Genomic DNA, 24470 nt, shown 5'->3' on the forward strand with positions numbered 1-24470 from the left:
GCTATATAGGGAAAAAGTGAGTTGACCCGGATTATCTCATCCGGCGCGCAACCACGCAGCAGGAGGTGTTTCGCAGGAGGTGTTTTATGCTGGATACCGGCGTGCCCGCACCCGATTTTGAGTTGCCCGACGCCGCCATGGACATGGTGAAGCTGTCGGATTTTCGTGGCAACAAGCAGGTCGTGCTGTACTTCTATCATCGTGACGACGACCCTGGTTGCACCATAGAGGCGATCGAATTCTCCGATCTGGCCGATCGGTTCGCCCGTCTCAACGCGGTCGTACTGGGCGTCAGCCTGGACGATCCCTTCTGTCACGAGGCATTTCGCGACAAGCACGGGCTGCTGGTAAGGCTGCTGTCGGACAGTGAAACCGAAGTTTCACGCAGTTACCATACTCTGCGGGAATCGGAGCGCAATGGCGTGGTAAAATTCGGCACCATCCGCTCAACGTTCATCGTTGATCGCACCGGCACCCTGCGCCATGCCATGTACAACGTCGCGCCACGCGGCCATGCGGCGCAAGTGCTTCAACTTATCCAGCAACTTGACGCGTAGGCGTCACCCCAAGGAACTACCTCATGGAAATCACCAAGAACTCCGTTGTCGCGCTGCAGTATGAAATGTTCGATGCAGCCGGGGAGCTGCTCGACCAGACCCAGGCCGATGAGCCCATGGTCTATCTGCATGGTGGCTATGACGGTATCTTCCCGGCAGTGGAAGAGGCCCTGCACGGCAAGAAGGTTGGCGACAAGATCGACGTCACCATGGAGCCGGACGACGCTTTTGGCGAATACGATGCCGATTTGGTGCGTATCGAAGCCCAGGACGTGTTCCCCGAGGAAATCGAAGTCGGCATGATGTTCGAGGCGGATGATCCGGAAAGCGGCGATGTCATGCTGTTTACGGTGACTGAAATCGCCGACGGCAAGGTCGTGGTCGATGGTAACCATCCCCTGGCTGGCAAGCGCCTGCGCTTTGTGGCTACGGTTGCAGAAGTGCGTGCTGCCAGTGCTGAAGAACTGGCCCACGGCCATGTTCACGGCGAACACGGCCACCACCACTAAGCAATATTGTTGTGCTGGAACGGCGGGCTACGGCTCGCCGTTCTGCATTCTTGGTTGCGGGCAACAATTGTCTAAGATGGTTGCAATGATGCCGAGGCATGCCGGTCGGTTGAATGGCCTCCTGCGCGAGGTCCGGATCGGTGACCTTGTGATGTAACTGAGAAGCATTCTCCGTTTATATCTTTTCATGAGCCCCGGAGCCAGCCTCCAGGCGGCCCTTGGAGTAAATGCTCAATTGCTCATACTGCCTTGTAGGCGGTAAAATTGCTGCGTTGCAGCAGCTTTTCGACTGACTTTATCGCCAACAGACCAGGCACCCGTCAGGGGCAGTTGTTTGTTTGACGCATATCAAAGAGGGTTGTTTGCGGGGGTAGCACACTCCGCGGCTGAGTCGGTCCACCGACCTATCCCTCACTAAGCCAAGACCGGCGCGGAGAGAAAAATCACGGTGACACGTTTCGCCGTGTGAACCTCGTTTCCGGTCGTACCGGATTTTTTGAGTTTTTCGGAGACTTCCATGCAAGCCAATTCTGCGCTTGAACCCCAGGTTGGGGCGGAGACCTTCAACTATCAAGTCGTGCGGCAGTTCAGCGTCATGACCGTAGTGTGGGGCATCGTCGGTATGTTTATGGGGGTGGTGATTGCCGCCCAGCTGGCTTGGCCAGAACTGAATTTCGGACCGTATTTTCATTTCGGCCGCCTGCGCCCACTGCACACCAGTGCCGTGATCTTCGCTTTTGGTGGTAGCGCCTTGTTCGCTACCTCCTACTACGTGGTTCAGCGTACCTCCGGTGTGCGCCTGTTCTCTGATGCGCTCGCTGCCTTTACCTTCTGGGGTTGGCAGGCCGTCATCGTCTCGGTAGCCATTACCTATCCGCTGGGCATCACCGCCGGCAAGGAATACGCCGAGATGGAATGGCCGATCGCCCTGGCGATCGCCGTGATCTGGATTGCCTATGCCGTCGTGTTCTTTGGCACGCTGGCCAAGCGCAAGATCAAGCATATCTACGTCGCCAACTGGTTCTACGGTGCCTTCATTCTGGCCGTGGCCCTGCTGCACATCGTCAATCACCTGTCTGTACCGGCTTCGATGTGGAAGTCCTACCCGATCTATTCGGGCGCCGTGGATGCCATGGTGCAATGGTGGTACGGCCATAATGCGGTTGGCTTCTTCCTGACTGCCGCCTTCCTGGGCATGATGTACTACTTCGTGCCCAAGCAGGCTGGTCGCCCGGTCTACTCCTATCGTTTGTCCGTCGTGCACTTCTGGGCGCTGGTGTTCACCTATATGTGGGCCGGTCCTCACCATCTGCACTACACCGCCTTGCCGGACTGGACCCAGTCGCTCGGCATGGTGTTCTCCCTGATCCTGCTGGCGCCAAGCTGGGGCGGCATGATCAACGGCATCATGACCCTGTCGGGCGCCTGGCATAAACTGCGTACCGACCCGATCCTGAAGTTCCTGATCACCGCACTGTCGTTCTACGGCATGTCCACGTTCGAAGGCCCGATGATGGCCATCAAGACCGTGAACGCGCTGAGCCACTACACCGACTGGACTATTGGCCACGTGCACTCCGGTGCCCTCGGCTGGGTTGCCATGATCACCATCGGCTCGATCTACTACCTGATCCCGCGCCTGTTCGGCCGCGAGAAGATGTACTCGATCCCGTTGATCGAGGCACATTTCTGGATCGCCACCCTGGGCGTGGTGCTGTACATCGCCGCCATGTGGGTATCAGGCGTGACGCAAGGCTTGATGTGGCGTGCGACCAATGCCGACGGCACCCTGACCTATGCCTTCATTGACTCGGTCAAGGCCAGCCATCCCTACTATGTTGTTCGTCTGATCGGTGGCGGCCTGTATCTCTCCGGCATGTTCCTGATGGCCTACAACGTCGCCCGTACCATCATGCAAGGCAAGGCCGTGGATGCGCCCATCCCCGCCCTGCAAGCTGCCCACGCTTAATCAGATCCAGGAATCGTCATGGAAAAGGTCCAGAAACTGATTGAAGAACATGTTGGCGCGCTGATCGTGTTCACCATCCTGACCATTAGCGTGGCCATGATGGTGGAGATTTTGCCGCTGATGTTCTCCAAGTCCACCACCCAGCCCATTCCGGGGGTGAAGCCCTACAACGCACTGCAACTGGCTGGCCAGGATATCTATGTGCGTGAGGGTTGCTACAACTGCCACTCGCAGATGATCCGTCCTTTCCGGGCAGAGACCGAACGTTACGGTCACTACTCGGTCGCTGGCGAGTCGGTCTACGACCACCCGTTCCAGTGGGGCTCCAAGCGTACCGGTCCTGATCTGGCACGTGTTGGCGGTCGTTACTCGGATGAATGGCACTTCGTTCACCTGATGAACCCGCGCGACGTGGTGCCGGAATCCATCATGCCGGCATTCCCATGGCTGGCAGGCGCCAAGATCGATCCGGCCACCACCCAGTCGCACATGCGTGCGCTGCGCAAGGTTGGCGTGCCGTACACCGATGCCGAGATTGCCGATGCGCCGAAGCTGGTGGAAGGCAAGACCGAGATGGAAGCGGTCATCGCCTACCTGCAGGGCCTGGGTCTGGCCCTCAAGGGTATCCGCTGATCCCTCGCCGGCCAGCTTGCGTGGAAAACGCGGGATGGCCGGCCGGTTGGTTGAGCAAGGATTTACGTTATGGACATCAATTTGATTCGCATCGTCGTGACGCTGGCAGGCCTGGCCTGTTTTGTTGCGATTGCTGTATGGGCCTGGGGCAAGCCTGCCAAGCAAGGCTTTGAGGAGGCCGCCATGCAGCCGATCAATGACGACGACCTGCCGCACGAGCAGGCACGGAGTGAAAAATGAGCGACTTTTTCAGCGAGTTCTGGGGTTACTACATCACCGCCCTGGTGGTGCTATCGCTGTTCTGGCTGGGCTACGTGCTGTGGTCCCAGAGTAAGGTCAAGCTACCCAAGGGCGAAAAGGCCCAGGTAACCGGCCACAAGTGGGATGGCGATCTGGAGGAGTACAACAATCCCTTGCCGCGCTGGTGGATGGGCCTGTTCTACATCACCATCGCCTTCGCTGTCGGCTACCTGATCCTGTATCCGGGCCTGGGTGCGTTCGCCGGCACCAAGGGCTGGACGGCTGCCGGCCAGTACCAGGCCGAGTCCGCCGCCAAGGAAGCCGCCATCAAGCCGCTTTACGACAAGTACCTGTCGGTCGATGTGCCAACGCTTGCCAAGAGCGATGAGGCACGTCAATCCGGCCAGAGCCTGTTCCTGACCTACTGTATGCAGTGTCACGGTTCGGATGCGCGCGGTGCCAAGGGCTTTCCCAACCTGACCGATAACGACTGGCTCTACGGCGGTACGCCCGATAAGATCGAGGAGACGCTGAACGGTGGCCGCGCAGGCCAGATGCCGGCCTTTGGTGCGGCGTTCGGTGAAGAGAAGGTCAAGGATGTAGCCAACTATGTCCTTAAGATCGCCAGCAAGAACTATGACGCCGTCCGTGCCGGTCGTGGCGAAGAGACCTTCAAGCAGGTCTGCGTGGCTTGTCACCAGGCGGATGGCAAGGGCAGCCAGACCATTGGCGCACCTAACCTGACCGACAAGGTTTGGCTGTACGGCGGTAGCGAGCACACCATCATCGAGACCATCACCAACGGCCGCAAGAACCGCATGCCGGCCTGGAAGGAAGCGCTCGGCGAGGGCAAGGTGCACCTGCTAGCCGCTTACGTCTACGGTCTGTCGCACAAGGAAGGCGCGGCGGCTGCGCAATAAGTTGCAAGTACCGTGCGGAGGGTGTACGCCTCCGCCTGCTGGTCCGCCGCTGCGACGATACGTCGCGGTGGTCGGGCTGGCCCTCCGGCGATAATCGCCGGATAGACAGAGACCGCTTCCGACAGCGCTGGACGTTGTCGAAAACCGTTTCCCCAGGCTTCCCGCCATGCCGCAATCGTTCAAGAACATCCCGATCAAGGTTGTGCCCGCCACGCCGGCAGAAGTGCCGGTGGAGCTCGAAGAGGTTGTCCTCTACGAAAAGCACAAGAAGGTCTACCCGCGCTGGATTACCGGTCGCTTTACCCAATGGCGCTGGTTCTGGCTGGTGGCGACCCAGGTGTTCTTCTATGGCATGCCCTGGCTGAACATGCACGATCGCCAGATGATGCTGTTCGATCTGGTGCACCGTAAGTTCTATATCTTCGGCTTTATCTTCCTGCCGCAGGATTTCATCTACCTGACCGCCTTGCTGCTGATGTGCGCCTTCGGCCTGTTCGTCTGGACATCCATTGGCGGTCGCTTGTGGTGTGGCTATTCCTGCCCGCAGACGGTCTATACGGAGATCTTCCTGTGGGTGGAGAAGTGGGTGGAAGGGGACCGGATGGCGCGCATCAAGCTCGACAACGGCCCAATGAACCTGCGCCGCCTCAGGATCAAGTACACCAAGCACGCGATCTGGATAGCGATTTCGCTATGGACCGGCTTCACCTTCGTAGGCTATTTCACCCCTATCCGCGAGCTGAGCAGCGCGGTACTGAACTGGAATACCGGGCCGTGGGAAACCTTCTGGATCCTGTTCTACGGTTTTGCCACCTATGGCAACGCAGGCTGGATGCGTGAACAGGTCTGCAAGTACATGTGTCCCTATGCGCGCTTCCAGAGCGCCATGTTCGACCAGGACACGCTGCTGATCAGCTACGACGCCGAGCGGGGCGATCCGCGTGGCAGCCGCCGCAAGGGTGAGGACTACAAGGCCGAGGGCAAGGGTGACTGCATCGACTGTAAGCTCTGTGTCCAGGTCTGCCCGGTCGGGATCGATATCCGCGATGGCCTGCAATACGAGTGCATTGCCTGCGGCGCCTGCATCGACGCCTGCGACAGCATCATGGACAAGATGGAGTACCCGCGCGGCCTGGTGCGTTACACCACCGAGAACGCGCTGGCCCACAAGTATCCCGAAAGCCAGATCGCCAACCATATCCTGCGACCGCGCGTGGTCATGTACAGCGCGGTGCTGATGATCGTGGCGGTAGCGGTAGTGCTGTCGCTGGCCTTCAAGTCGCCGATCAAGGTTAACGTCTCGCGTGACCGCAATACGCTGGTGCGGGAGACCGATGACGGCATGCTGGAAAACAGCTATCAGCTGCAGCTGCAGAACACCGACGAAGCGTCGCATCGTTTCGTGATCCGCGCCGACGGCCTGCCGGAAATGAAGGTGCTGTCCGACCAGGGCGACATCGTGGAGGTGCCGGGCAACGGTGCGACGACGGTCGGGGTTCGGGTGCAGGTCGAGCCGCAGTACGCCACCCGTGGCTCGAAGAAGATCTATTTTGAAGTCCAGGCCGCCGATGACCTGACCCTCAAGGTTAGGGAGAAGTCGAGCTTTATCGGCCAGTAATGGCTGTCGCAGGCCGACGGTGCGGCAGCGCCGTCGCCTCTCCCAATCCGGCAGCGTCGCTTGCGGCGCTGTCGTGGCAAGTGCAAGAAAGACCATGAATCAACCTGTTAACAATCGCTGGTACCAGCAGCCCGTTGTCTGGCTTTTCCTGATCCTGCTCGGCGTCACGGTCGTCGCCTGCATCGGGCTCATGATCATCGCGATCAAGAGCGACGATGGCCTCGTGACCGACGACTACTACAAGCGCGGCAATGAGATCGGCAAGGACATCGTACGTGATCGCCAGGCGGCCAAGCTGGGTCTGTCGGCCAAGCTCATGGTGTCCGACGACGGCCTGCAGGCCCGTGTGCTGCTCATCCCGATGCCGGCCCAGCCGAACCCGCTGACCATCACGCTGTCGCATCCCACGCAGGCCGGCCAGGACCTGACGCTGTCGTTGCGACCGACCGAAGATGGCATGTACAAGGCCAAGCTGGATGGTGTCCTGGCCCCTCAGCGCTGGCTGGTCCAGCTGGACGACCCGCATGGTGGCTGGCGCCTGCGCGGCGAAGCCACGATCGGACCGGGCAGCGCGGTTGATCTGAAGCCGGCGGGGCAGTAGTCCCGACCACCGGGTGGGGCAGGGCGATACGCAAGGTATCGCCGGTATCCGGCCCGGCTTTTGCTCCGGATGGGTTCCGTCGTGCGGAATAGTCGAGTAAAATGCTCAGCCTTTCCCCACGTTTCCCAAGAGCCCCTGAATGTTTGCGCGCCTACGTGAAAACATTGCCGTCGTGTTTGATCGCGACCCTGCAGCCCGCTCCACCTGGGAAGTGCTCACCTGTTACCCCGGCCTGCATGCGCTGACCTTTCACCAGGTAGCGAACGCATTCTGGCGCGGTGGATTCAAGTGGTTGGGGCGGTTTACCTCGCATATCAGCCGTTTCCTCACCGGTATAGAGATCCATCCTGGCGCGACCATCGGCCGCCGGGTGTTCATCGATCACGGCATGGGCATCGTGGTGGGCGAGACGGCGGTCATCGGTGACGACTGCACGCTGTACCACGGCGTGACCCTCGGCGGTACCAGCTGGAACAAGGGCAAGCGCCATCCCACGCTGGAACGCGGTGTGATCATCGGTGCCGGCGCCAAGGTGCTGGGTCCGATCACGCTGCATGCCGGCGCCAAGGTCGGCTCCAATGCTGTGGTGGTCAAGGACGTGCCGAGCAATGCGACAGCGGTGGGTATCCCGGCCCGCATCGTGGCGGACGACGTGGCCCAGGTACGCGAAGCCAACGCCGAGAAGATGGGTTTCTCCGCCTATGCCATCTCGTCCAAGATGGACGATCCGGTGGTGCAGGCCATCCATGGCCTGGTGGACCATAGCGCCAATATCGACGAGCGCATCGAACTGATCCTGCGCCGGTTGGAGAAGCTTGGCGTGGATTGCGCGGAAGAGCGGGCGACCGCCGATAAGTTCGATGCGAACTATTTGAACCGAATTGTTGACTAAAACACTAGGATATAAATGTTGACCAAAATGGTCGGGTATTTTATCCTTCGGCTACTTTCCAAGTAGGTGGGCTTATGCGTCTGACTACCAAGGGCCGCTTTGCGGTTACTGCGATGCTTGACCTGGCGCTGCGCGAGCAGAAGGGCCCGGTGACGCTGTCCGGTATCTCGGAGCGCCAGAATATTTCGCTGTCCTACCTTGAGCAGCTGTTTGGCAAATTGCGCCGTAACAGCTTGGTGGACAGTGTGCGCGGCCCAGGTGGGGGCTATTGCCTCGCACGCGCAGTGGCCGATATCTCGGTGGCCGACATCATCACGGCGGTCGATGAACCACTGGATGCCACGCAGTGCGGCGGCAAGGAAAACTGCCTCGAAGACAACAAGCGTTGCATGACGCACGACTTGTGGTCCGACCTCAATCGCACCATCTATGAATACCTGGCGTCGGTCACGCTGGCCGAACTGATCGAGAAGCAGCGGGCCAAGTGCCCGAGCACGCAGGCCAGCCAGGAGTGCAGCGTGCTGCACGACAAGCGCAAGAACAGCAATCCGGTGCAGCAGGTTCCCGCCTGAGCCACGGAAGCAGGAACAGACTTAGCTAGCCGTTAGTTATCCAGAGGCCAAAAGGCCCGCCTATCTCGTACTGGGCGTAGATGCATCGCATGGAGCGTAGTAAATGAAACTGCCGATTTACCTCGACTATTCCGCTACCACCCCGGTGGACCCGCGTGTTGCCGAACAGATGATCCCCTGGTTGACCGAACAGTTCGGCAACCCGGCCAGCCGTTCCCATCCTTTTGGCTGGGCAGCCGAAGAAGCGGTGGAAGAGGCGCGCGAGGAAGTCGCCAAGCTGGTGAACTGCGATGCCAAGGAAATCGTCTGGACCTCCGGTGCGACGGAATCGAACAACCTCGCCCTCAAGGGTGTGGCGCATTTCTACAAGGACAAGGGCAAGCACCTGATCACCATGAAGACTGAGCACAAGGCCGTGCTCGACACCATGCGTGAGCTGGAGCGCGAAGGTTATGAAGTCACCTACCTGAGCCCGCTGGAAAACGGCCTGGTGGACATGGATGTGCTGAAGGCCGCCCTGCGCGACGACACCATCCTCGTCTCCATCATGGCGGTGAACAACGAAATTGGCGTGGTACAGCCGATCGCCGAAATCGGCGAGATGCTGCGCGAGCGCGGCATCCTGTTCCATGTGGACGCGGCCCAGGCGACCGGCAAGATCGGTATCGACCTGTCCACCCTCAAGGTTGACCTGATGAGCTTCTCGGCCCACAAGACCTACGGACCCAAGGGTATCGGTGCACTGTATGTCCGCCGCAAGCCGCGCGTGCGGATCGAAGCCCAGATGCATGGTGGCGGCCATGAGCGCGGCATGCGTTCCGGTACGCTGGCCACCCATCAGATCGTCGGCATGGGCGCTGCGTTCAAGATTGCCCGCGAAGAGATGACTACCGAGCTGGAGCGCATCCGCATGCTGCGCGACCGGCTCTGGAACGGCGTGTCCGACATGGAAGAGGTCTACCTCAACGGCGATATGGATGCGCGCGTGCCGCACAACCTGAACGTCAGCTTCAACTATGTGGAAGGCGAATCGCTGATTATGGCCTTGAAGGACCTGGCCGTATCGTCGGGTTCTGCCTGTACCTCTGCGTCGCTTGAGCCCTCCTACGTGCTGCGCGCCCTGGGCCGCAACGACGAGCTGGCCCATTCGTCCATCCGCTTCACCATCGGCCGCTTCACCACGGTCGAGGATATCGACTATGCGATCAAGCTGATCCACGAAAAGATCGGCAAGCTGCGTGAACTGAGCCCGCTGTGGGACATGTTCAAAGAAGGCATCGACCTCAACACCGTGCAGTGGGCTGAACACTAAGCCGGCGAGATGCCGTACCTGTGCCCAGACCGGGCACCCTGAATTCAAAAGACGGAACATCTGGGGTTCCGCTAAGGAGTTAAAAAATGGCATACAGCGACAAGGTCATCGACCACTACGAAAACCCGCGTAACGTGGGTTCCTTTGAAAAGGGCGACGATTCGGTAGGTACCGGCATGGTGGGTGCACCGGCCTGCGGCGACGTGATGAAGCTGCAGATCAAGGTCGGCGCCGGTGGCGTGATCGAAGACGCCAAGTTCAAGACCTATGGTTGCGGTTCGGCCATTGCGTCGAGCTCGCTCATTACCGAGTGGGTGAAGGGCAAGACACTGGACGAAGCCATGACGATCAAGAACACCCAGATCGCCGAAGAGCTGGCTTTGCCGCCGGTGAAGATCCACTGCTCCATCCTGGCGGAAGACGCCATCAAGGCAGCGGTGGCCGACTACAAGGCCAAGCACGAGGGCTGATCATGGCACTCTCTCTGTCAGAAAAAGCGGCAAAGCACGTCGCCAACTACATTGCCAAGCGTGGCAAGGGTGTGGGTGTGCGGCTGGCCGTGCGTACCTCCGGTTGCTCCGGCATGGCGTACAAGCTGGAGTTCGTCGACCAGGAGTCGGCCGACGACCTGGCATTCGAAAGCTTCGGTGTGAAGATATTCACCGATGCCAAGAGCCTGCCGTATCTGGATGGCACGCAGCTCGACTTTGTGAAGGAAGGGTTGAACGAAGGCTTCAAGTTCAACAACCCCAACGTCAAGGACGAATGTGGTTGCGGCGAGAGCTTCAATACCTGAGTCCGCAAGGTCAGGGCGACTGTCAGCCAAAGCATGCGCCGCCCATGAAGCGGCGCTGCTTTTTGTAAGGACCGCCTTCGGGCTGGGTGAACATGGCATTTGATTTCTCGCAGGACCACTTCGCACTGTTCGGCTTGCCACGCGCTTTCCTGCTTGACATGAACGTGCTGGAAACGGCCTACCGTGCATTGCAGAGCCAGTACCACCCCGATCGGGCAGCCAGCCTGCCGGACACGGACAAGCGGCTGGCCCTGCAGGTGGCGACACGTGTGAACGAGGCGTTCCAGATCCTCAAATCCCCGCTGGCTCGAGCGCGCTACATGCTGCAGCTCGCCGGTGTGGATACGCAGGAAGAAACCAATACCAGCATGCCCGCAGCCTTCCTGATGCAGCAGATGGAGTGGCGCGAGGCGGTGGTGGATGCCCGCCAGGCTGGACAGATCGAAGCGCTGGAAGCGCTCGCGGGCGAACTGCGCACGGAGACCCGACGCCTGGAGGCCGACCTGGCCCATGGTCTCGATGTGCACGTCGATCATGCGCTGGTGGCCCAGACCGTGCGCAAGCTGCGTTTCCTGGAGAAGCTGGACCAGGAAATCGGCGATGCGATCGAGCGACTACTGGATTGATGGCGTACCCGGCTTGGGCCGGGTGCTAGGTGTGAGCCTTCGGGCTTGCAGGACGAGATGCATCACACTGATTGACGGACCATAACCGTCGACCTGGATAAGCAAGATCATGGCCCTATTTCAAATTGCCGAACCCGGCGAAGCCGCAGAACCCCACCAGCACCGCCTGGCTGTCGGTATCGATCTCGGCACCACCAACTCGCTGGTCGCCACGGTCAAGAGCGGCTCTGCCACCGTGCTGGTGGATGAAGCCGGCCGCAGCCTGCTGCCATCGGTCGTCGGCTACGGCAGCGAAGGCAAGGTCATCGTCGGGCATGCCGCACAGGCGCGCCAGAGCGAGGATCCGCGCAATACCATCGTGTCGGTCAAGCGCTTCATGGGGCGTGGCGTCAAGGACCTACCGGATTCCGCTGCGACGCCCTACCGGTTTGTCGATGCACCGGGCATGCTCAAGATCAAGACCATCGCCGGTGAGAAGAGCCCGGTGGAAGTGTCGGCCGACATCCTGCGGGCCTTGAAGCAGCGGGCCGAAGCCAGCCTGGGCGGCGAACTGGTCGGTGCGGTGATCACCGTGCCGGCTTATTTCGATGACGCGCAGCGCCAGGCGACCAAGGATGCCGCCACGCTGGCCGGCCTCAATGTGCTGCGCCTGCTCAACGAACCGACTGCCGCCGCAGTCGCCTACGGCCTCGACAATAGCGCCGAGGGTGTCTATGTCGTCTATGACTTGGGCGGCGGCACCTTTGACGTTTCCATCCTGAAGCTCACGCGCGGCGTGTTCGAGGTGTTGTCCACCTCGGGCGATTCCGCCCTTGGTGGCGACGATTTCGACCAGCGCGTGTTCTGCTGGCTGGCCGAGCAGGCCGGCCTGAGCCTGCTGGGCGATCATGACACCCGCCTGCTGCTGACGCGCGCGCGCGAGGCCAAGGAAGCACTGACCGAACATGCCAGCACGCGCGTGACCGTCAAGCTCTCCGACGGTGAGGTGGTCGATGTCGAGCTGACGGCCGAAACCTTCCAGCAGATCACCGGCACGCTGGTGCAAAAGACCATGACGCCGGTGCGCAAGGCCATGCGCGATGCCAAGCTTGGTCTCGACGAGGTCAAGGGTGTGGTGATGGTTGGTGGCGCCACGCGCATGCCGCATGTGCGCCGGGCCGTCGCGGAGTACTTTGGTCGCGAGCCGCTGACCAATCTGGACCCGGACAAGGTGGTGGCGCTGGGCGCCGCCATGCAGGCCAATGCGCTGGCCGGGAACAAGAGCGATGACGAGTGGCTGCTGCTGGATGTGATTCCGCTCTCGCTGGGCCTCGAGACCATGGGCGGCCTGGCCGAGAAGGTCATCCCGCGCAACAGCACCATTCCCACCGCCCGCGCCCAGGAGTTCACCACCTACAAGGATGGCCAGACGGCCATGGCGATCCATGTGGTGCAAGGCGAGCGTGAGCTGGTGGTGGATTGCCGCAGCCTTGCCCGCTTCGAATTGCGCGGCATTCCGCCGATGGTCGCCGGCGCGGCACGTATCCGCGTGACCTTCCAGGTCGATGCAGACGGCTTGCTGGCGGTGAGCGCCCGGGAACAGTCGACCGGGGTGGAAGCCCATATTGCGGTCAAGCCATCCTACGGCCTGGCGGACGACGAGATCGCCCGCATGCTGCAGGATTCCATGGCGAATGCCGGTGCCGATATGCAGGCACGCAGCCTGGCAGAGGCGCAGGTGGAGGCTGAGGGTCTCGTCAACGCCACCGAAATCGCCCTGGCCAGCGATGGTCAACTGCTGAGCGAGACAGAGACCCTGGCAGTGCGCGACGCGGTGCTGCGCCTGCGTACCGCGATCGCGGGTTCGGATGCCGCCGCGATACGCGAGCTGACCGACAGCCTCAATCACGAAACCGCCGAATTCGCGGCCCGCCGCATGGATGCGGCAGTCAAACGGGGTTTGACCGGTCATACCCTGAGCGAATTGAGCTGACCATTACCGCGGTGCGAGCCTGGCTCGCGCCGCACTGGCGTTCCAAGGGACGTCCGACACCATAAGCGAGAGGCAACCATGCCCAAGATCACCGTACTGCCCCATCCCCAGCTTTGCCCCAAGGGCGCGAGCTTCGACGTCGAATCCGGTGTCAGCGTCTGTGACGCGCTGCTGGGTCAGCACATCGATATCGAGCACGCTTGCGAGAAGTCCTGTGCCTGCACCACCTGCCATGTGATCGTGAAGCAGGGCTTCAATAGCCTCGCGCCGAGCGAGGAAGAGGAAGACGACCTGCTGGACAAGGCCTGGGGCCTGACCAGCCTGTCGCGCCTGTCTTGCCAGGCGCTGGTGGCGCAGACTGATCTGACCGTGGAAATCCCCAAGTACACGATCAATCATGCCCGCGAGCATTACGACAAGGACTGGGACGTCTGATCGTTCGCCCCGCGGTGACCGGCATGGCTTGATTCCTGGACGGGAGTCGGCACAATGGCCTCTCTATATGCCCTGCACGGAATAGGCGATGAGCACTGCACCTGATAGCCAGCGAAGAGTCGAGGCCGCACTGGTGGCGGCGGGCGTCGCGATCGAGATCAAGACCTTTCCTGCGGGAACACGCACCGCGGCGGATGCCGCGGCTGCCATAGGCTGCAGCGTCGCGGAGATCGCCAAGTCCATCGTCCTGCGTGCCGTGGAATCCGACCGCGTCGTGGTCGTCATCACCAGCGGCAGCAACCGGGTGGATGAACGCAAGGTCGCTGCAGTCCTCGGGCAGCACGTGGCGCGTGCCGATGCCGATTTCGTCAAGCGCAAGACCGGCTTCAGCATTGGCGGCGTAGCGCCGGTCGGCCATCTGGAGCCACCGCTGGTACTGATGGATCAGGATCTGCAGCAATACCCGCATGTATGGGCCGCCGGTGGTACCGGCGACAGTGTTTTCCGAATTACCCCCAATGATCTGCACGGGCTGACGCAGGCGCCGCTAGCCGATATCAAACAGGAGCAAGCCCCATGAAATGGACCGATTCGCGCGAGATTGCCATCGCACTGGCCGACAAGTTTCCCGACCTCGACCCCAAGGCGCTGCGTTTTACCGATCTGATGGAGTGGGTGCTCGCATTGGACGGTTTCGACGACGATCCCAAGCATTGCGGCGAGAAAATACTCGAAGCCATCCAGCTGTGCTGGATGGACGAAGCGGAATAGCGCGCGGGCTTGCGCCAAAAAGCCGACAGAGCAGGGAGAAGGGGCGTCGCAATACGCCCTTTTGCTTTTGGCGCAGGGCCTTGGCACGGTAGCATAGCGTCATCCCCATAACGATAAGGAGCCCGCCCATGCTGATGCAGACCGATCAATGCACGCTGTTGGTAGTCGACGTGCAGGAAAAGCTGGTCTCGGCCATCCATGATGCGCCCCGTACCGTGGCAGCGATCAAGTGGCTGCTGGATGCAGCGCGCCTCAACGGCGTTCCTGCTGTTTTCTCTGAACAATATCCGCAAGGCCTGGGCAAGACCTTGCCCTTCCTCACCGCAGCCTATGGTGATGCGCCAGTGGTGGACAAGACCAGCTTCTCCTGCGTGGCGGCGGAGTGCCTGGAAGGGACGGCGGCCGCGTCGCGTCCGCAGGTAGTGGTGTGTGGCATCGAGGCGCATGTCTGTGTGCTGCAGACAGCCCTGGAGTTGCAATCGCAGGGTAAGCAGGTGTTCGTGGTGGCAGACGCCATCGGCTCGCGCAGCGAGATCGATAAGGCCGCTGCACTGAACCGCATCGCGGCAGCCGGCATCACCATCGTGACACGCGAGATGGCCCTGTTCGAATGGATGCGGGACAGCCGTGTCCCGCAATTTCGCGAGGCCAGCAAGCAACTGTTGCAGGTATTGCCCAGCCTGACCTTCCAGGAAGTGCTCAGCACCCTGCCGAGGGTGGATCACCTGGGCAGCATGCAGCTGTGGCGCGAGGGCAAGCTCGAAGCCATCATCGAGAACCGGCCCGGCCAGACCGGCTCCCTGGCGGTCTACAACGTGCTGTATCGCGACTTTGGCGCGATCACGCCCAAGGCTGCGCGTCTGGGCCAATGGCTGTACGCCGAGCATGCCGAGGATGCCCGCAAGCATCCGGGCAAGCATCCCAATATCGACAGGCTGTTTGGTCTGGAGGTCATGGGTGGTGGCTACGGCATACGCCTGTTGCCCAATACCTGAACGGTAGGGTTCGCTCAGCAAAAAGGCCGGCATAGCCGGCCTTTTTGCATGGAATGGGGGCGAGATCAGATCAGGCGGGGAGGGCGGTCTGCCGTTGTGGACTCGACATCGTCCATATCGGCCATGTCGCGCCGTGGGCAGCCTGGTCTGCCTTCGAACAGATCAAACAGCGGGCCGAAGTAACCCGTGCGTGCAGGCTGGCCGATGCAGGGAGCCTGGCACTTGCCGTCGCAGCGCTTGTTGCCGGCACAGCAATCACTCGCACGCTGGGCGTTCTTGCTATCCGGTTTGGCTGCCGGGGCGACAGGCTTGCCGCTGCTGTCCAAGCCCTGGCTACCGGTGCCGGACTGGGTAATCGCATCCATCTTGGCTTGCGGTGCCCGTCGCGACTCGGCCATGGCGGGCGCGGCGAAGCCCAGCCAGAGCAGGCTGCCTACTACGACCAGCGAGAGCGCGCGTTGAGGACGAAACATAGTGGAGAAGTTTATCCGACTATCCCCGGCCCTCGCCAGTCCGGGTGGCGGGCGACCGGACACCTGATCCGGCCCGGGCGGGTTCGCGCCCGTCAATGCAAGGGCTGGCGCATGTTGCGCGCGGCCGGCATGGTCGGCGGGCGTGGTATTTCTCCGACAAATGGCAGGCCGAATATATTCATCCCGGTCTCCTGCCCCTCAGTCTGGCCTGTGGTCGGCCGTGTTTACGCGCGGCTACGTGGCAGCTTGGCCGGGTGTCATGGCACACTGCGGCCATAAACAGGAGAGGACATGTCGAAAGTACCCCCTCAGCCGCGGGATCCACGCCGCCAGAAACTCCGTCACAAGGTGGTCGGCAAGGTGTTGCCTGAGCAATTCCGGGCGCGCATCGGGGCGATCTCCTGGCGGGACATGGCCGTGACGATCGGTCCTTTTGCGCTGCTCTGCATCCTGCTGGTCGGATCGGCGGTCTGGTACCTGAACCCGGCCCCGCCACGCGTCATCACGCTATCGAGCGGTCCGGAGGGCAGCGTGTTCGATCGTAATGCCGAGCGCTACCGGCAGATACTCGCGCGTAACGGCATCAAGCTGATCATCCAGCCTTCGGAAGGGTCGCTGGAAAACCTCAACCGCCTCAACGATCCCCATAGCAAGGTCGATGTGGCATTCGTCGTGGATGGCGTCTCGCCCGAAGGGGAGCGCGAGGGGCTGGTGTCGCTGGGCAGCGTCTCGCGTCAGCCGGTCTTCATGTTCTACCGCGGGGAGAAGACAATCAGCAGTCTCGCGGAGCTCGAGAGCAAGCGCGTGGCCATCGGTCGCATCGGCAGCGGTGCCCGGGTGCTGGCAACCTCCCTGTTCCAGGCCAACGGCATCGAGCATGGCAGGAACGCCCAGTTGCGCGGCCTGGAAGCGGACGACGCGGTGGACGACCTGTTGGCCGGGGAGATCGATGCCGTATTCCTGACGGGGGATTCGGCCAAGCTCGATACCATACGCAAACTGATGTTCGTGCCGGACGTGCATCTTTTGAACCTGGCTCAGGTCGACGCCTATGTCCGGCGCTTTCCCTATCTGAACAAGATCCGGCTGCCCATGGGGGCAGTCGATCTGGCGCAAAACATTCCTGCGGCCGACACCGACCTTCTGGCGGCCAATGTCGAACTGGTGGCGCGGGAGAACCTGCACCCCGCCTTGTCGGACCTGCTGATCGACGCTGCCCGCGAGGTGCACGGCCGCCGAGGCCTGCTGCAGGAGGCGGATGAGTTCCCCAAGGCCCAGGCAACCGATTTCAAGCTCAGCGAGGATGCCGACCGTTACTACAAATACGGCAAGGGCTTCTTCTACCGTAACCTGCCGTTCTGGATGGCAAGCCTGCTGGACCGCATCGTCATCGTACTGTTACCCATCGTGGTATTGCTGATCCCCGGTCTACGCATCCTGCCCTGGCTGTATCGCTGGCGTATCCACTCGCGTATCTATCCCTGGTATGGCGCCTTGATGGCGCTTGAGCGCGGTTTGCTGAACAACCCGCGCGGCAAGGATTCCGCAGCCCTGCTGGCAAGGCTGGACGAGATCGAGCAGGCAGTGAACAAACTGAGCGTGCCACTGGCCTTCATCGACCAGATCTATGTGCTGCGTGAGCACATCGCCTTTGTCCGGGCGCGGCTGGCTGAGCAAGGCGAAGGGGCATCAACCGCCGGCGGCTAGCGTCTAGCGTCGGGAGGCCGATCAGACATGAACCCAGCAAAAAGGCGCGGAAATCCGCGCCTTTTTGCTGGGTCTGGCAGCCACTTACTCGGGCTTTGCCAGCGCATCATCCCGACGGTACAGGTAGTAGCGCTCGTTACGGTCCCCGGGGCGGGCGCCTTGCCAGGTTTCCGTCCAGCCATCCGGTGCGGTCAGGTCTTCGACATTGCCCTGTCGTAGCAGCCAGTTGCACTGGTTTTCCGGATGCAGCTCGCGACGCAGCGTCTTTACACCCAGGTAGTAGTGCAATACCGCCCGCTGGCTTGGCTGCAGGTTCTCGCTGGCGATGCAGCCCGTCTTGGGCAGGGCAGGGGCGATCTCGGCGGCGAAGTCGCGGTAGCTGGTGCGGGCATCCACCCAGCCCGCTGCGACAACGACGGCCAAGCCCCAGCATAGCGTGATGCCGGCCGCCCAATTGGTTACCGCCTGGCGACCCATGGGTCGGCGACGCGAAACGGCCCATAGCCAGGCCGCGGTAAAGCCGATGGCAATCAGCAGGGCGCCGATGCTGAAATGGTGGGTGAAGCTCGGCGCCAGGTCATGGATGCGGCCATTGAGGCGGGCGGGAATGCCGAACTGCATGGCAAACCAGCAGACCCAAAGCGCCAGGGCCAGCAAACCGAAGGTCATCACGCCGAACCAGTTGACGAAGGCCGAGGCGCCGCGCCGCAACACATCCAGGCCGACCGCGCCGACCAGTGCCAACGGTGGCAGCAGGAGCAGGGCATAGCCGGAACGGCCGCTATTGGACAGGACCATGCACAGCAAGGCCAGCACTCCGGCCAGCACCGGCAGCTGGAAGCGCGGCTGCATCAGGCGGTCGCGCTGCATCCAGAGCGTCGCGCCAGCCAGGAACCAGGCGGGCCAGGCAAACCAGGGCAGCAGTTGCAGGTAGAAGCCGAAAGGATGCCAGGCCTGTAGTTGGGCAAAACCACCGAAGAAGCCCAGCGAGTAGGCGTCGTACCACTGCTGGAATCCGCCTGGGGATACCTGCCGCAAGGCCAGTGGCCAGGCGGCCACCAGCGGCAGGGAGATCGCCAGTGCGATCAGCAGGACCAGGCCGTAGCGCGGAAAGCGCCAGGCCTGGAACGGTGTCAGCAGCAGGGCCAGAACGATCAGCAGGGCAGGCTCGGCCAGGCTGCCTGCCAGGCCGCAAAGGGCAATGGCGGCGCCAAGCAAGGGTGCAGCCCGCAATTGCAGCCTGGGTGCCAGGGCCAGCGCGTAGATACCCCAACACCAGCCGGCCAGCACGGCCAGGTCGCCATTGAGGAAGTGACCGGTGAGCAGCAATCCGGCGCAGCCGATCAGGATCAGGACCGCGCTACGGCCATGTCGGCGGCCGATCAGTTCGCGTGCGGAAAGACCGGTGCCCCATAAGGCCAGGGCCATGAAGGCGCCGGTAGCGAGCCGTGCGCCATCATGGATGGCGAGGCCGAACAACTGGCCTATCCAGGCAAAGCCGGCTGCTACCCAATAGAACAGCGGAGCGCGCTCCAGCCAGGGTTCGCCTGCGACGGTGGGTACGACGAAGCCGCCACCCTCCAGCAGATGGCGGACGATATCGGCCACCAGGGTTTCGTCGGGCTTGAGGGGTTCCCGCCACAGCAGGCCGGGCAATAGCCAGGCCAGGCACAGCAAGAGCAAGGCCCAGGGTTTTTCAGTCGCCTGGGGGAGATCCTGTTCGTGTGGCGGGGTATAGGTCAGCATGGTGGAGCGATACGAAATGAATGCGCGCAGTCTAACAGGGGCGGTGCAGGGCGTAGACGGCCACGGTGGCGCAGTAAATAAAAAAAGGCAGCCGTGGCTGCCTTTTTTCCTGCATGGGCCAGATTACTTCTTGGCGTACATGGAGAACTTGCTGTTGAACTTCTCGATACGGCCGGCGGTATCGACGATCTTTTGCTTGCCGGTGTAGAAGGGGTGCGATTCGGACGACACGTCCAGACGCACGACCGGGTATTCATTGCCGTCGGTCCACTTCATGGTCTCGGCGCCGCGAGCCTTCATGGTGGTACGGGTCAGGAATTTGAAGTCAACGCTTGCATCAAAGAAGATGACTTCGTTGTACTCGGGGTGAATGCCAGCTTTCATTTCGGGGGTCCCTTTAGCTAAAGGTGGGTCTGGGTTGTGCAGAGCCCGGTCTTACGTAGAAAAGTTCGCGATTATGCGCGATATGCCCTTGATCGGGCAAGAAAAATCGAGGGGCCAAGGGCGACGTCATACCTGCGGCCTTAAGCGGCAGTTGCGAAAAGCGAAAAAGCCTGGCGCCCGTATCGAGGCAGCCAGGCTTTACTTGGTATGAGCCGCATTGATGCTTGAAAAAATCCACTGATGAGCGTCAGCGAGGCTCCCTCGCTTGCGGCGGCTGCCAGAGTTCTTGGCGCTTTCGCGCCTAGAACCTGTGCGTGCAGAGCTGGCGGGGGGAGTGGGTGATATGAAAGCGAAAGTGCCGTCGATATGCCACTGCCGATTAGCGCCCGGCTTTGCCGGGCGGTGAGCTGACTGACTAACTGCGAATCTCTTCGGGCCCTATCACCGGCGCATGGAGTCGAAGAAATCATTGTTGTTCTTGGTCTGCTTGACCTTGCCCAACAGGAAATCCATCGCTTCCAGTTCGTCCATCGGGTACAGCAGCTTGCGCAGTACCCAGATCTTCTGCAGCTGTTCCTGGGGGATCAGCAGCTCTTCGCGGCGGGTGCCGGAACGGTTGACGTTGATCGCCGGGTAGATCCGCTTCTCGGCCATGCGGCGGTCGAGATGCAGTTCCATATTGCCGGTGCCCTTGAATTCTTCGTAGATCACATCGTCCATGCGGCTGCCGGTATCGGTCAGCGCGGTGGCGATGATGGTCAGCGAGCCACCTTCTTCGATATTGCGGGCGGCACCAAAGAAACGCTTGGGCTTTTGCAGCGCGTTGGCGTCCACGCCACCGGTCAGTACTTTGCCGGAGGCCGGGATCACCGTGTTGTAGGCGCGAGCGAGGCGTGTGATCGAATCAAGCAGGATGACCACATCCTTCTTGTGTTCGACCAGGCGCTTGGCCTTCTCGATCACCATTTCCGCAACCTGCACATGGCGGGTCGGCGGTTCGTCGAAGGTGGAGGCGACCACTTCGCCGCGTACGGTACGCGTCATTTCGGTCACTTCTTCCGGGCGCTCATCGATCAGCAGCACGATCATGATCACATCGGGATGGTTGGCGGTAATCGCGTGGGCGATGTGCGTCAGCATCACGGTCTTGCCGGACTTGGGCGGCGCGACCAGCAGGCCGCGTTGGCCCTTGCCGATCGGTGCGATCAGGTCGATGACCCGGCCGGTGATGTTCTCGTCGGCCTTGATGTCGCGTTCCAGCGTCATGCGTTCGGTCGGGAACAGCGGCGTCAGGTTTTCGAACAGGATCTTGTTCTTGGTGGCTTCGGGCGTGTCGTTGTTGACGCGATCCACCTTCACCAGCGCAAAGTAGCGCTCGCCATCCTTGGGGGTACGAATCTCGCCCTCGATGGTGTCGCCGGTATGCAGGTTGAAGCGGCGTATCTGGCTGGGGCTGACGTAGATATCGTCAGGGCCGGCCAGATAGCTGGTATCGGGGCTACGCAGGAAGCCAAAGCCATCGGGCAGCACTTCCAACGTGCCGTCGCCAAAGATGCTTTCGCCCTTCTTTGCCTGACTCTTCAATAGCGCAAAGATCAGGTCCTGCTTGCGCATCCGGTTTGCACCGTCAATATCGGTGGCCATATCGACCAGCTCGGATACGTGCTTGTGCTTGAGATCGGACAAATGCATGTGCGGGTAGACTTTCCAGTCTTGATGGAGGGAGGTGTTTTACGGAGGAAGTGAGAATCGGCTGAGTGCCGGAACCGCCGGAATGGATTCATCGGCGATTGGAACAGGTTTTGCGAGCAGCTTAGTTGGCACTTTCGCTGCTGTCAACGGACAAAATAAAACGCCGGCGGCTTGTGGTTAAACAAGCAGCCGGCGCTGGCGCGACTCAAACGCTTCAGGACAGGTTGCTGTCGATGAAAGCGGTCAGTTGCGACTTGGACAAGGCGCCCACCTTGGTGGCGACTACGGCGCCGTCCTTGAAGATCATCAGGGTCGGAATACCGCGGATGCCGTACTTCGGCGGGGTGGCCTGGTTTTCGTCGATGTTCAGCTTGCTGACCTTCAGACGGCCGTTGTATTCGTTTGCCACTTCATCAAGGATGGGGGCGATCATCTTGCAAGGGCCGCACCATTCGGCCCAGTAATCCACCAGCACAGGGCCGGCGGCTTGAAGCACGTCGCCTTCGAAACTGGCGTCGGACACATGGTGAATCAGCTCGCTGCTCATGGAATATCTCCAGTGATTGGTTCGCGCCGGCCTGGCCGGCAGAATGTGATCGAATGCTAACCCATTGGGTAGCCAAACGAAAAGCAAACGGCGATTGAATATTTAGATGAAGTCGATAGCGGACCAGCCCGGGAGTGGCTCCCGGGCTGGTCCGCGTGCGTTCAAAGTGCTGGTGTGGCGAGGGATCAGACCGGTGGGCCGACCCAGGTCACGACGGCCAGGTAGTCGGCTGGCCGCGCGGGGATCAGTGGCGAGAGATTGGCGTCCTGCAAGGCCTTCTTGCCGCTGTCGGACTTGGCCAGACCGAGCAGGGCGCCGCGTACACGTTCAGCTTCCTCGCCACGCAGGCTCGGGGCACCGAGGAAGGCCCAGTTCGGCAGGGTACGGCTCTTGACGCCGACGGCGCCGCCCTTCTTGGCCCAATCCTTGGCTGCTTTGGAGTTGGACGTCAGTACGCCCACATCGCTGAGCTGGTTGTCCACGCCGAAGATGATGGCTTCCTGCAGGTTGGTGCTCTGGACCTGCAGGTCGGCTGGCTTCATGCCGGCATCGCGCAGCATGGCATTGGCGACCATGGTCAGGTCGCTCTGCGGTTCCGGCATGGCCACGCGCTTGCCGCGCAGGTCCTTGACCGAGGCGTAGCGATCGCCACCGCGGGAAATGAAGACGACTTCCTTGCTGCCCTCGTTGGCGGCCAGCAGGCTGTATTGCTGGTCACGGATCGCCCAGCCGGCGATATAGCTGGTACGGGTGTAGACGATCTCGCATTCACCCTGCTTGATGGTCTGCAGCAGCACATTGAAGTTGAGCACGCGAACCTTGACCGGACGTCCCACGGCCTGCGCCAGTTCATCTGCCAGGCCACGGTATTTGTCGCGAACAGCCGTCACATCGGCCTGGCCGGAGCTGCCTTCCGCCACGGCGAGGCAAAGCGGCGTCTTGTCGGCCGCCTGTACCGATGTTGTCATACCCAAGGCCAGCAGACCGGCACCCCAGGCCGCGAGGCCCAACCATTTTCCTGACTTCATGTAACGGATCATCCTAAAACCTCGATGATCTCATTTGTCATAAATCCTGGCTGCTGGGGCTATCCCTGTAAGGGATTCCCACAGGCGGGCCGGTAACGCAGGCTTATTCGTACTCGCGTATGGCCTCTACTGCCTGGTCCAGCCGCTCGACTGCACGGATGGTCATGCCAGGTATGGGTGTCTTGGGTGCATTGGCCTTGGGGATGATGGCGCGGGTAAAGCCCAGCTTGGCCGCTTCCTTCAGGCGCTCCTGGCCGCGTTGCACCGGGCGGACTTCACCCGCCAGGCCGACCTCGCCGAATACCACCAGCTTTTCCGGCAGCGGCCGGTTGCGCAACGAGGACACGATGGCGAGCAGTACCGCCAGGTCGGCTGCCGGTTCGGCGATGCGGACACCGCCCACCGCGTTGACGAAGACATCCTGATCAAAGCAGGCCACCCCGGCATGGCGATGCAGCACGGCCAGCAAGAGGCCCAGCCGGTTCTGTTCCAGGCCGACGGCCAGCCGCTTGGTGTTGGGAGCGTGCGCTTCGTCGACCAGGGCTTGTATCTCGACCAGCAGCGGACGGGTACCTTCCTGGGTCACCAGTACGCAGGCGCCGGGTACCGGCTCGGCATGCTGGGACAGGAACAGTGCCGAAGGATTGGTCACGCCCCGCAGACCCTTGTCGGTCATGGCGAAGACGCCCAGTTCGTTGACCGCGCCAAAGCGGTTCTTCTGGGCGCGGATCAGGCGGAAGCTCGAATGGGTATCGCCTTCGAAGTACAGCACCGCGTCCACGATATGTTCCAGTACGCGCGGCCCCGCCAGGGCGCCGTCCTTCGTCACGTGGCCGACCAGCAGGATGGTGGTGCCACTGGTCTTGGCGTAGCGGGTCAGTTGCGCGGAGCACTCGCGCACCTGCGCGACCGAGCCGGGCGCCGATTGCAACTGCTCGCTATAGACGGTCTGGATGGAGTCGATCACCACGATCTCCGGCTTTTCGGCCGCGAGCGTGGCAAGGATGGTTTCCATATTGATCTCGGCCAGCAGTCTGACCGGACCGGCTTCGACCGCCAGCCGGCGTGCCCGCAAGGCAATCTGCTGGGCGGATTCTTCACCGGATACATAAAGCACGCGGCGTTGCTGGCTCAGATGGGCCAGGGCCTGCAACAGCAGCGTGGACTTGCCGATGCCGGGGTCGCCACCGATCAGCACCACAGCGCCGTTGACCAGGCCGCCGCCAAGTACCCGGTCCAGTTCTTCGCTACCGGTCGGAATACGGGGGGCTTCGGCGGTCTCGACCTCGGCAAGCGACTGCACGCCACCACCGGCGGCCAGCGCGCGAAAACGGCTGCCGGCCGGCTTGGCATCGGCGACGATGGTCTCCGACAGCGTGTTCCAGGCGCCGCAGTGCGGGCATTGGCCCTGCCACTTCGGGTTGACACCACCACAATCGGAGCAGGAATAGACAGTCTTGGGTTTGGCCATGGTT

General features: G+C 61.5%; 27 protein-coding genes. 20 read left to right on the forward strand and 7 right to left on the reverse strand.

Annotated features, from left to right (window positions below):
• The first annotated feature begins 86 nt into the window (after nucleotides 1-86).
• The 19 genes from ACYVHK_RS04425 to ACYVHK_RS04515 all read left to right on the forward strand — a co-directional run bounded on the left by ACYVHK_RS04425 (nucleotide 87) and on the right by ACYVHK_RS04515 (nucleotide 15418).
• Nucleotides 87-557 carry a peroxiredoxin gene (locus tag ACYVHK_RS04425; RefSeq protein ID WP_460528002.1) on the forward strand — a complete coding sequence of 157 codons (471 nt, stop codon included), beginning with the start codon at nucleotides 87-89 and terminating at the stop codon, nucleotides 555-557.
• Between the two features lie 23 nt (nucleotides 558-580).
• Nucleotides 581-1066, forward strand: coding sequence for an FKBP-type peptidyl-prolyl cis-trans isomerase (locus ACYVHK_RS04430; protein ID WP_460528004.1), 486 nt, complete (start codon nucleotides 581-583; stop codon nucleotides 1064-1066).
• 517 nt (nucleotides 1067-1583) lie between these two features.
• Complete coding sequence (ccoN, locus tag ACYVHK_RS04435) at nucleotides 1584-3035, forward strand: cbb3-type cytochrome c oxidase subunit I (RefSeq protein ID WP_460528006.1); 1452 nt, start codon at nucleotides 1584-1586, stop codon at nucleotides 3033-3035.
• 18 nt (nucleotides 3036-3053) lie between these two features.
• On the forward strand, nucleotides 3054-3668 hold the full coding sequence (gene ccoO / locus ACYVHK_RS04440; protein WP_460528008.1) for a cbb3-type cytochrome c oxidase subunit II: 615 nt from the start codon (nucleotides 3054-3056) through the stop codon (nucleotides 3666-3668).
• Between the two features lie 69 nt (nucleotides 3669-3737).
• The gene (locus ACYVHK_RS04445; RefSeq protein WP_460528010.1) at nucleotides 3738-3908 is read left to right on the forward strand and encodes a cbb3-type cytochrome oxidase subunit 3; all 171 of its coding nucleotides are present in this window, start codon (nucleotides 3738-3740) and stop codon (nucleotides 3906-3908) included.
• Entirely contained in the window at nucleotides 3905-4828 is a 924-nt protein-coding gene (gene ccoP / locus ACYVHK_RS04450) for a cytochrome c family protein (protein ID WP_460528012.1), read from the forward strand. The genes ACYVHK_RS04445 and ccoP overlap by 4 nt, the downstream gene beginning before the upstream one ends.
• A 166-nt stretch (nucleotides 4829-4994) precedes the next feature.
• The gene (ccoG, locus tag ACYVHK_RS04455) at nucleotides 4995-6446 is read left to right on the forward strand and encodes a CcoG/RdxA/FixG family protein (protein ID WP_460528015.1); all 1452 of its coding nucleotides are present in this window, start codon (nucleotides 4995-4997) and stop codon (nucleotides 6444-6446) included.
• Nucleotides 6447-6540: 94 nt separating this feature from the next.
• The gene (locus tag ACYVHK_RS04460; protein ID WP_460528017.1) at nucleotides 6541-7047 is read left to right on the forward strand and encodes a FixH family protein; all 507 of its coding nucleotides are present in this window, start codon (nucleotides 6541-6543) and stop codon (nucleotides 7045-7047) included.
• A 139-nt stretch (nucleotides 7048-7186) separates the two neighbouring features.
• Nucleotides 7187-7939 carry a serine O-acetyltransferase gene (gene cysE / locus ACYVHK_RS04465; protein ID WP_460528019.1) on the forward strand — a complete coding sequence of 251 codons (753 nt, stop codon included), beginning with the start codon at nucleotides 7187-7189 and terminating at the stop codon, nucleotides 7937-7939.
• Nucleotides 7940-8013: 74 nt separating this feature from the next.
• On the forward strand, nucleotides 8014-8511 hold the full coding sequence (iscR, locus tag ACYVHK_RS04470) for a Fe-S cluster assembly transcription factor (protein WP_460528021.1): 498 nt from the start codon (nucleotides 8014-8016) through the stop codon (nucleotides 8509-8511).
• A gap of 103 nt (nucleotides 8512-8614) precedes the next feature.
• Complete coding sequence (locus ACYVHK_RS04475; RefSeq protein ID WP_460528023.1) at nucleotides 8615-9823, forward strand: IscS subfamily cysteine desulfurase; 1209 nt, start codon at nucleotides 8615-8617, stop codon at nucleotides 9821-9823.
• A gap of 86 nt (nucleotides 9824-9909) precedes the next feature.
• Nucleotides 9910-10293, forward strand: a complete 384-nt coding sequence (gene iscU, locus ACYVHK_RS04480) for an iron-sulfur cluster assembly scaffold protein (protein WP_460528025.1) — start codon at nucleotides 9910-9912, stop codon at nucleotides 10291-10293.
• 2 nt (nucleotides 10294-10295) lie between these two features.
• Nucleotides 10296-10619, forward strand: coding sequence for an iron-sulfur cluster assembly accessory protein (gene iscA / locus ACYVHK_RS04485; RefSeq protein WP_460528027.1), 324 nt, complete (start codon nucleotides 10296-10298; stop codon nucleotides 10617-10619).
• A 92-nt stretch (nucleotides 10620-10711) separates the two neighbouring features.
• On the forward strand, nucleotides 10712-11245 hold the full coding sequence (gene hscB / locus ACYVHK_RS04490; protein WP_460528029.1) for a Fe-S protein assembly co-chaperone HscB: 534 nt from the start codon (nucleotides 10712-10714) through the stop codon (nucleotides 11243-11245).
• Between the two features lie 109 nt (nucleotides 11246-11354).
• A complete protein-coding gene (gene hscA / locus ACYVHK_RS04495) occupies nucleotides 11355-13217 on the forward strand; it encodes a molecular chaperone HscA (RefSeq protein WP_460528031.1) in 1863 nt (620 codons plus the stop codon).
• A gap of 78 nt (nucleotides 13218-13295) precedes the next feature.
• The gene (gene fdx, locus ACYVHK_RS04500; RefSeq protein ID WP_460528033.1) at nucleotides 13296-13652 is read left to right on the forward strand and encodes a 2Fe-2S iron-sulfur cluster-binding family protein; all 357 of its coding nucleotides are present in this window, start codon (nucleotides 13296-13298) and stop codon (nucleotides 13650-13652) included.
• 88 nt (nucleotides 13653-13740) lie between these two features.
• Nucleotides 13741-14232, forward strand: coding sequence for a YbaK/EbsC family protein (locus ACYVHK_RS04505; RefSeq protein ID WP_460528035.1), 492 nt, complete (start codon nucleotides 13741-13743; stop codon nucleotides 14230-14232).
• Nucleotides 14229-14423, forward strand: coding sequence for a Fe-S cluster assembly protein IscX (iscX, locus tag ACYVHK_RS04510; RefSeq protein ID WP_460528037.1), 195 nt, complete (start codon nucleotides 14229-14231; stop codon nucleotides 14421-14423). The genes ACYVHK_RS04505 and iscX overlap by 4 nt, the downstream gene beginning before the upstream one ends.
• A gap of 128 nt (nucleotides 14424-14551) precedes the next feature.
• The gene (locus tag ACYVHK_RS04515) at nucleotides 14552-15418 is read left to right on the forward strand and encodes an isochorismatase family protein (protein ID WP_460528039.1); all 867 of its coding nucleotides are present in this window, start codon (nucleotides 14552-14554) and stop codon (nucleotides 15416-15418) included.
• A gap of 65 nt (nucleotides 15419-15483) precedes the next feature.
• Here the strand turns inward: ACYVHK_RS04515 and ACYVHK_RS04520 are convergent, their stop codons facing one another.
• Nucleotides 15484-15891 carry a hypothetical protein gene (locus ACYVHK_RS04520; protein ID WP_460528041.1) on the reverse strand — a complete coding sequence of 136 codons (408 nt, stop codon included), beginning with the start codon at nucleotides 15889-15891 and terminating at the stop codon, nucleotides 15484-15486.
• Nucleotides 15892-16182: 291 nt separating this feature from the next.
• Here ACYVHK_RS04520 and ACYVHK_RS04525 point away from each other — a divergent pair, with 291 nt between their 5' ends.
• Nucleotides 16183-17598, forward strand: coding sequence for a TAXI family TRAP transporter solute-binding subunit (locus ACYVHK_RS04525; protein ID WP_460528043.1), 1416 nt, complete (start codon nucleotides 16183-16185; stop codon nucleotides 17596-17598).
• 84 nt (nucleotides 17599-17682) lie between these two features.
• On the opposite strand, the gene ACYVHK_RS04530 is transcribed toward ACYVHK_RS04525, so the two are convergent.
• From ACYVHK_RS04530 to radA, 6 genes are all read right to left on the reverse strand, one after another.
• Nucleotides 17683-19344, reverse strand: a complete 1662-nt coding sequence (locus tag ACYVHK_RS04530; RefSeq protein WP_460528045.1) for an ArnT family glycosyltransferase — start codon at nucleotides 19342-19344, stop codon at nucleotides 17683-17685.
• A 123-nt stretch (nucleotides 19345-19467) separates the two neighbouring features.
• Nucleotides 19468-19728, reverse strand: a complete 261-nt coding sequence (locus ACYVHK_RS04535; protein ID WP_460528047.1) for a 50S ribosomal protein L31 — start codon at nucleotides 19726-19728, stop codon at nucleotides 19468-19470.
• A gap of 441 nt (nucleotides 19729-20169) precedes the next feature.
• Nucleotides 20170-21420: a transcription termination factor Rho gene (gene rho, locus ACYVHK_RS04540; protein WP_460528049.1), complete on the reverse strand. Its 1251-nt coding sequence runs from the start codon at nucleotides 21418-21420 to the stop codon at nucleotides 20170-20172.
• 214 nt (nucleotides 21421-21634) lie between these two features.
• A complete protein-coding gene (gene trxA / locus ACYVHK_RS04545; RefSeq protein ID WP_460528051.1) occupies nucleotides 21635-21967 on the reverse strand; it encodes a thioredoxin family protein in 333 nt (110 codons plus the stop codon).
• A gap of 185 nt (nucleotides 21968-22152) precedes the next feature.
• Nucleotides 22153-22995: a phosphate/phosphite/phosphonate ABC transporter substrate-binding protein gene (locus ACYVHK_RS04550; RefSeq protein ID WP_460528053.1), complete on the reverse strand. Its 843-nt coding sequence runs from the start codon at nucleotides 22993-22995 to the stop codon at nucleotides 22153-22155.
• A 103-nt stretch (nucleotides 22996-23098) separates the two neighbouring features.
• Nucleotides 23099-24466, reverse strand: a complete 1368-nt coding sequence (gene radA / locus ACYVHK_RS04555) for a DNA repair protein RadA (RefSeq protein ID WP_460528055.1) — start codon at nucleotides 24464-24466, stop codon at nucleotides 23099-23101.
• Between the last annotated feature and the right edge of the window lie 4 nt (nucleotides 24467-24470).

The sequence above is a fragment of the Chitinimonas naiadis genome (genome assembly GCF_054780835.1).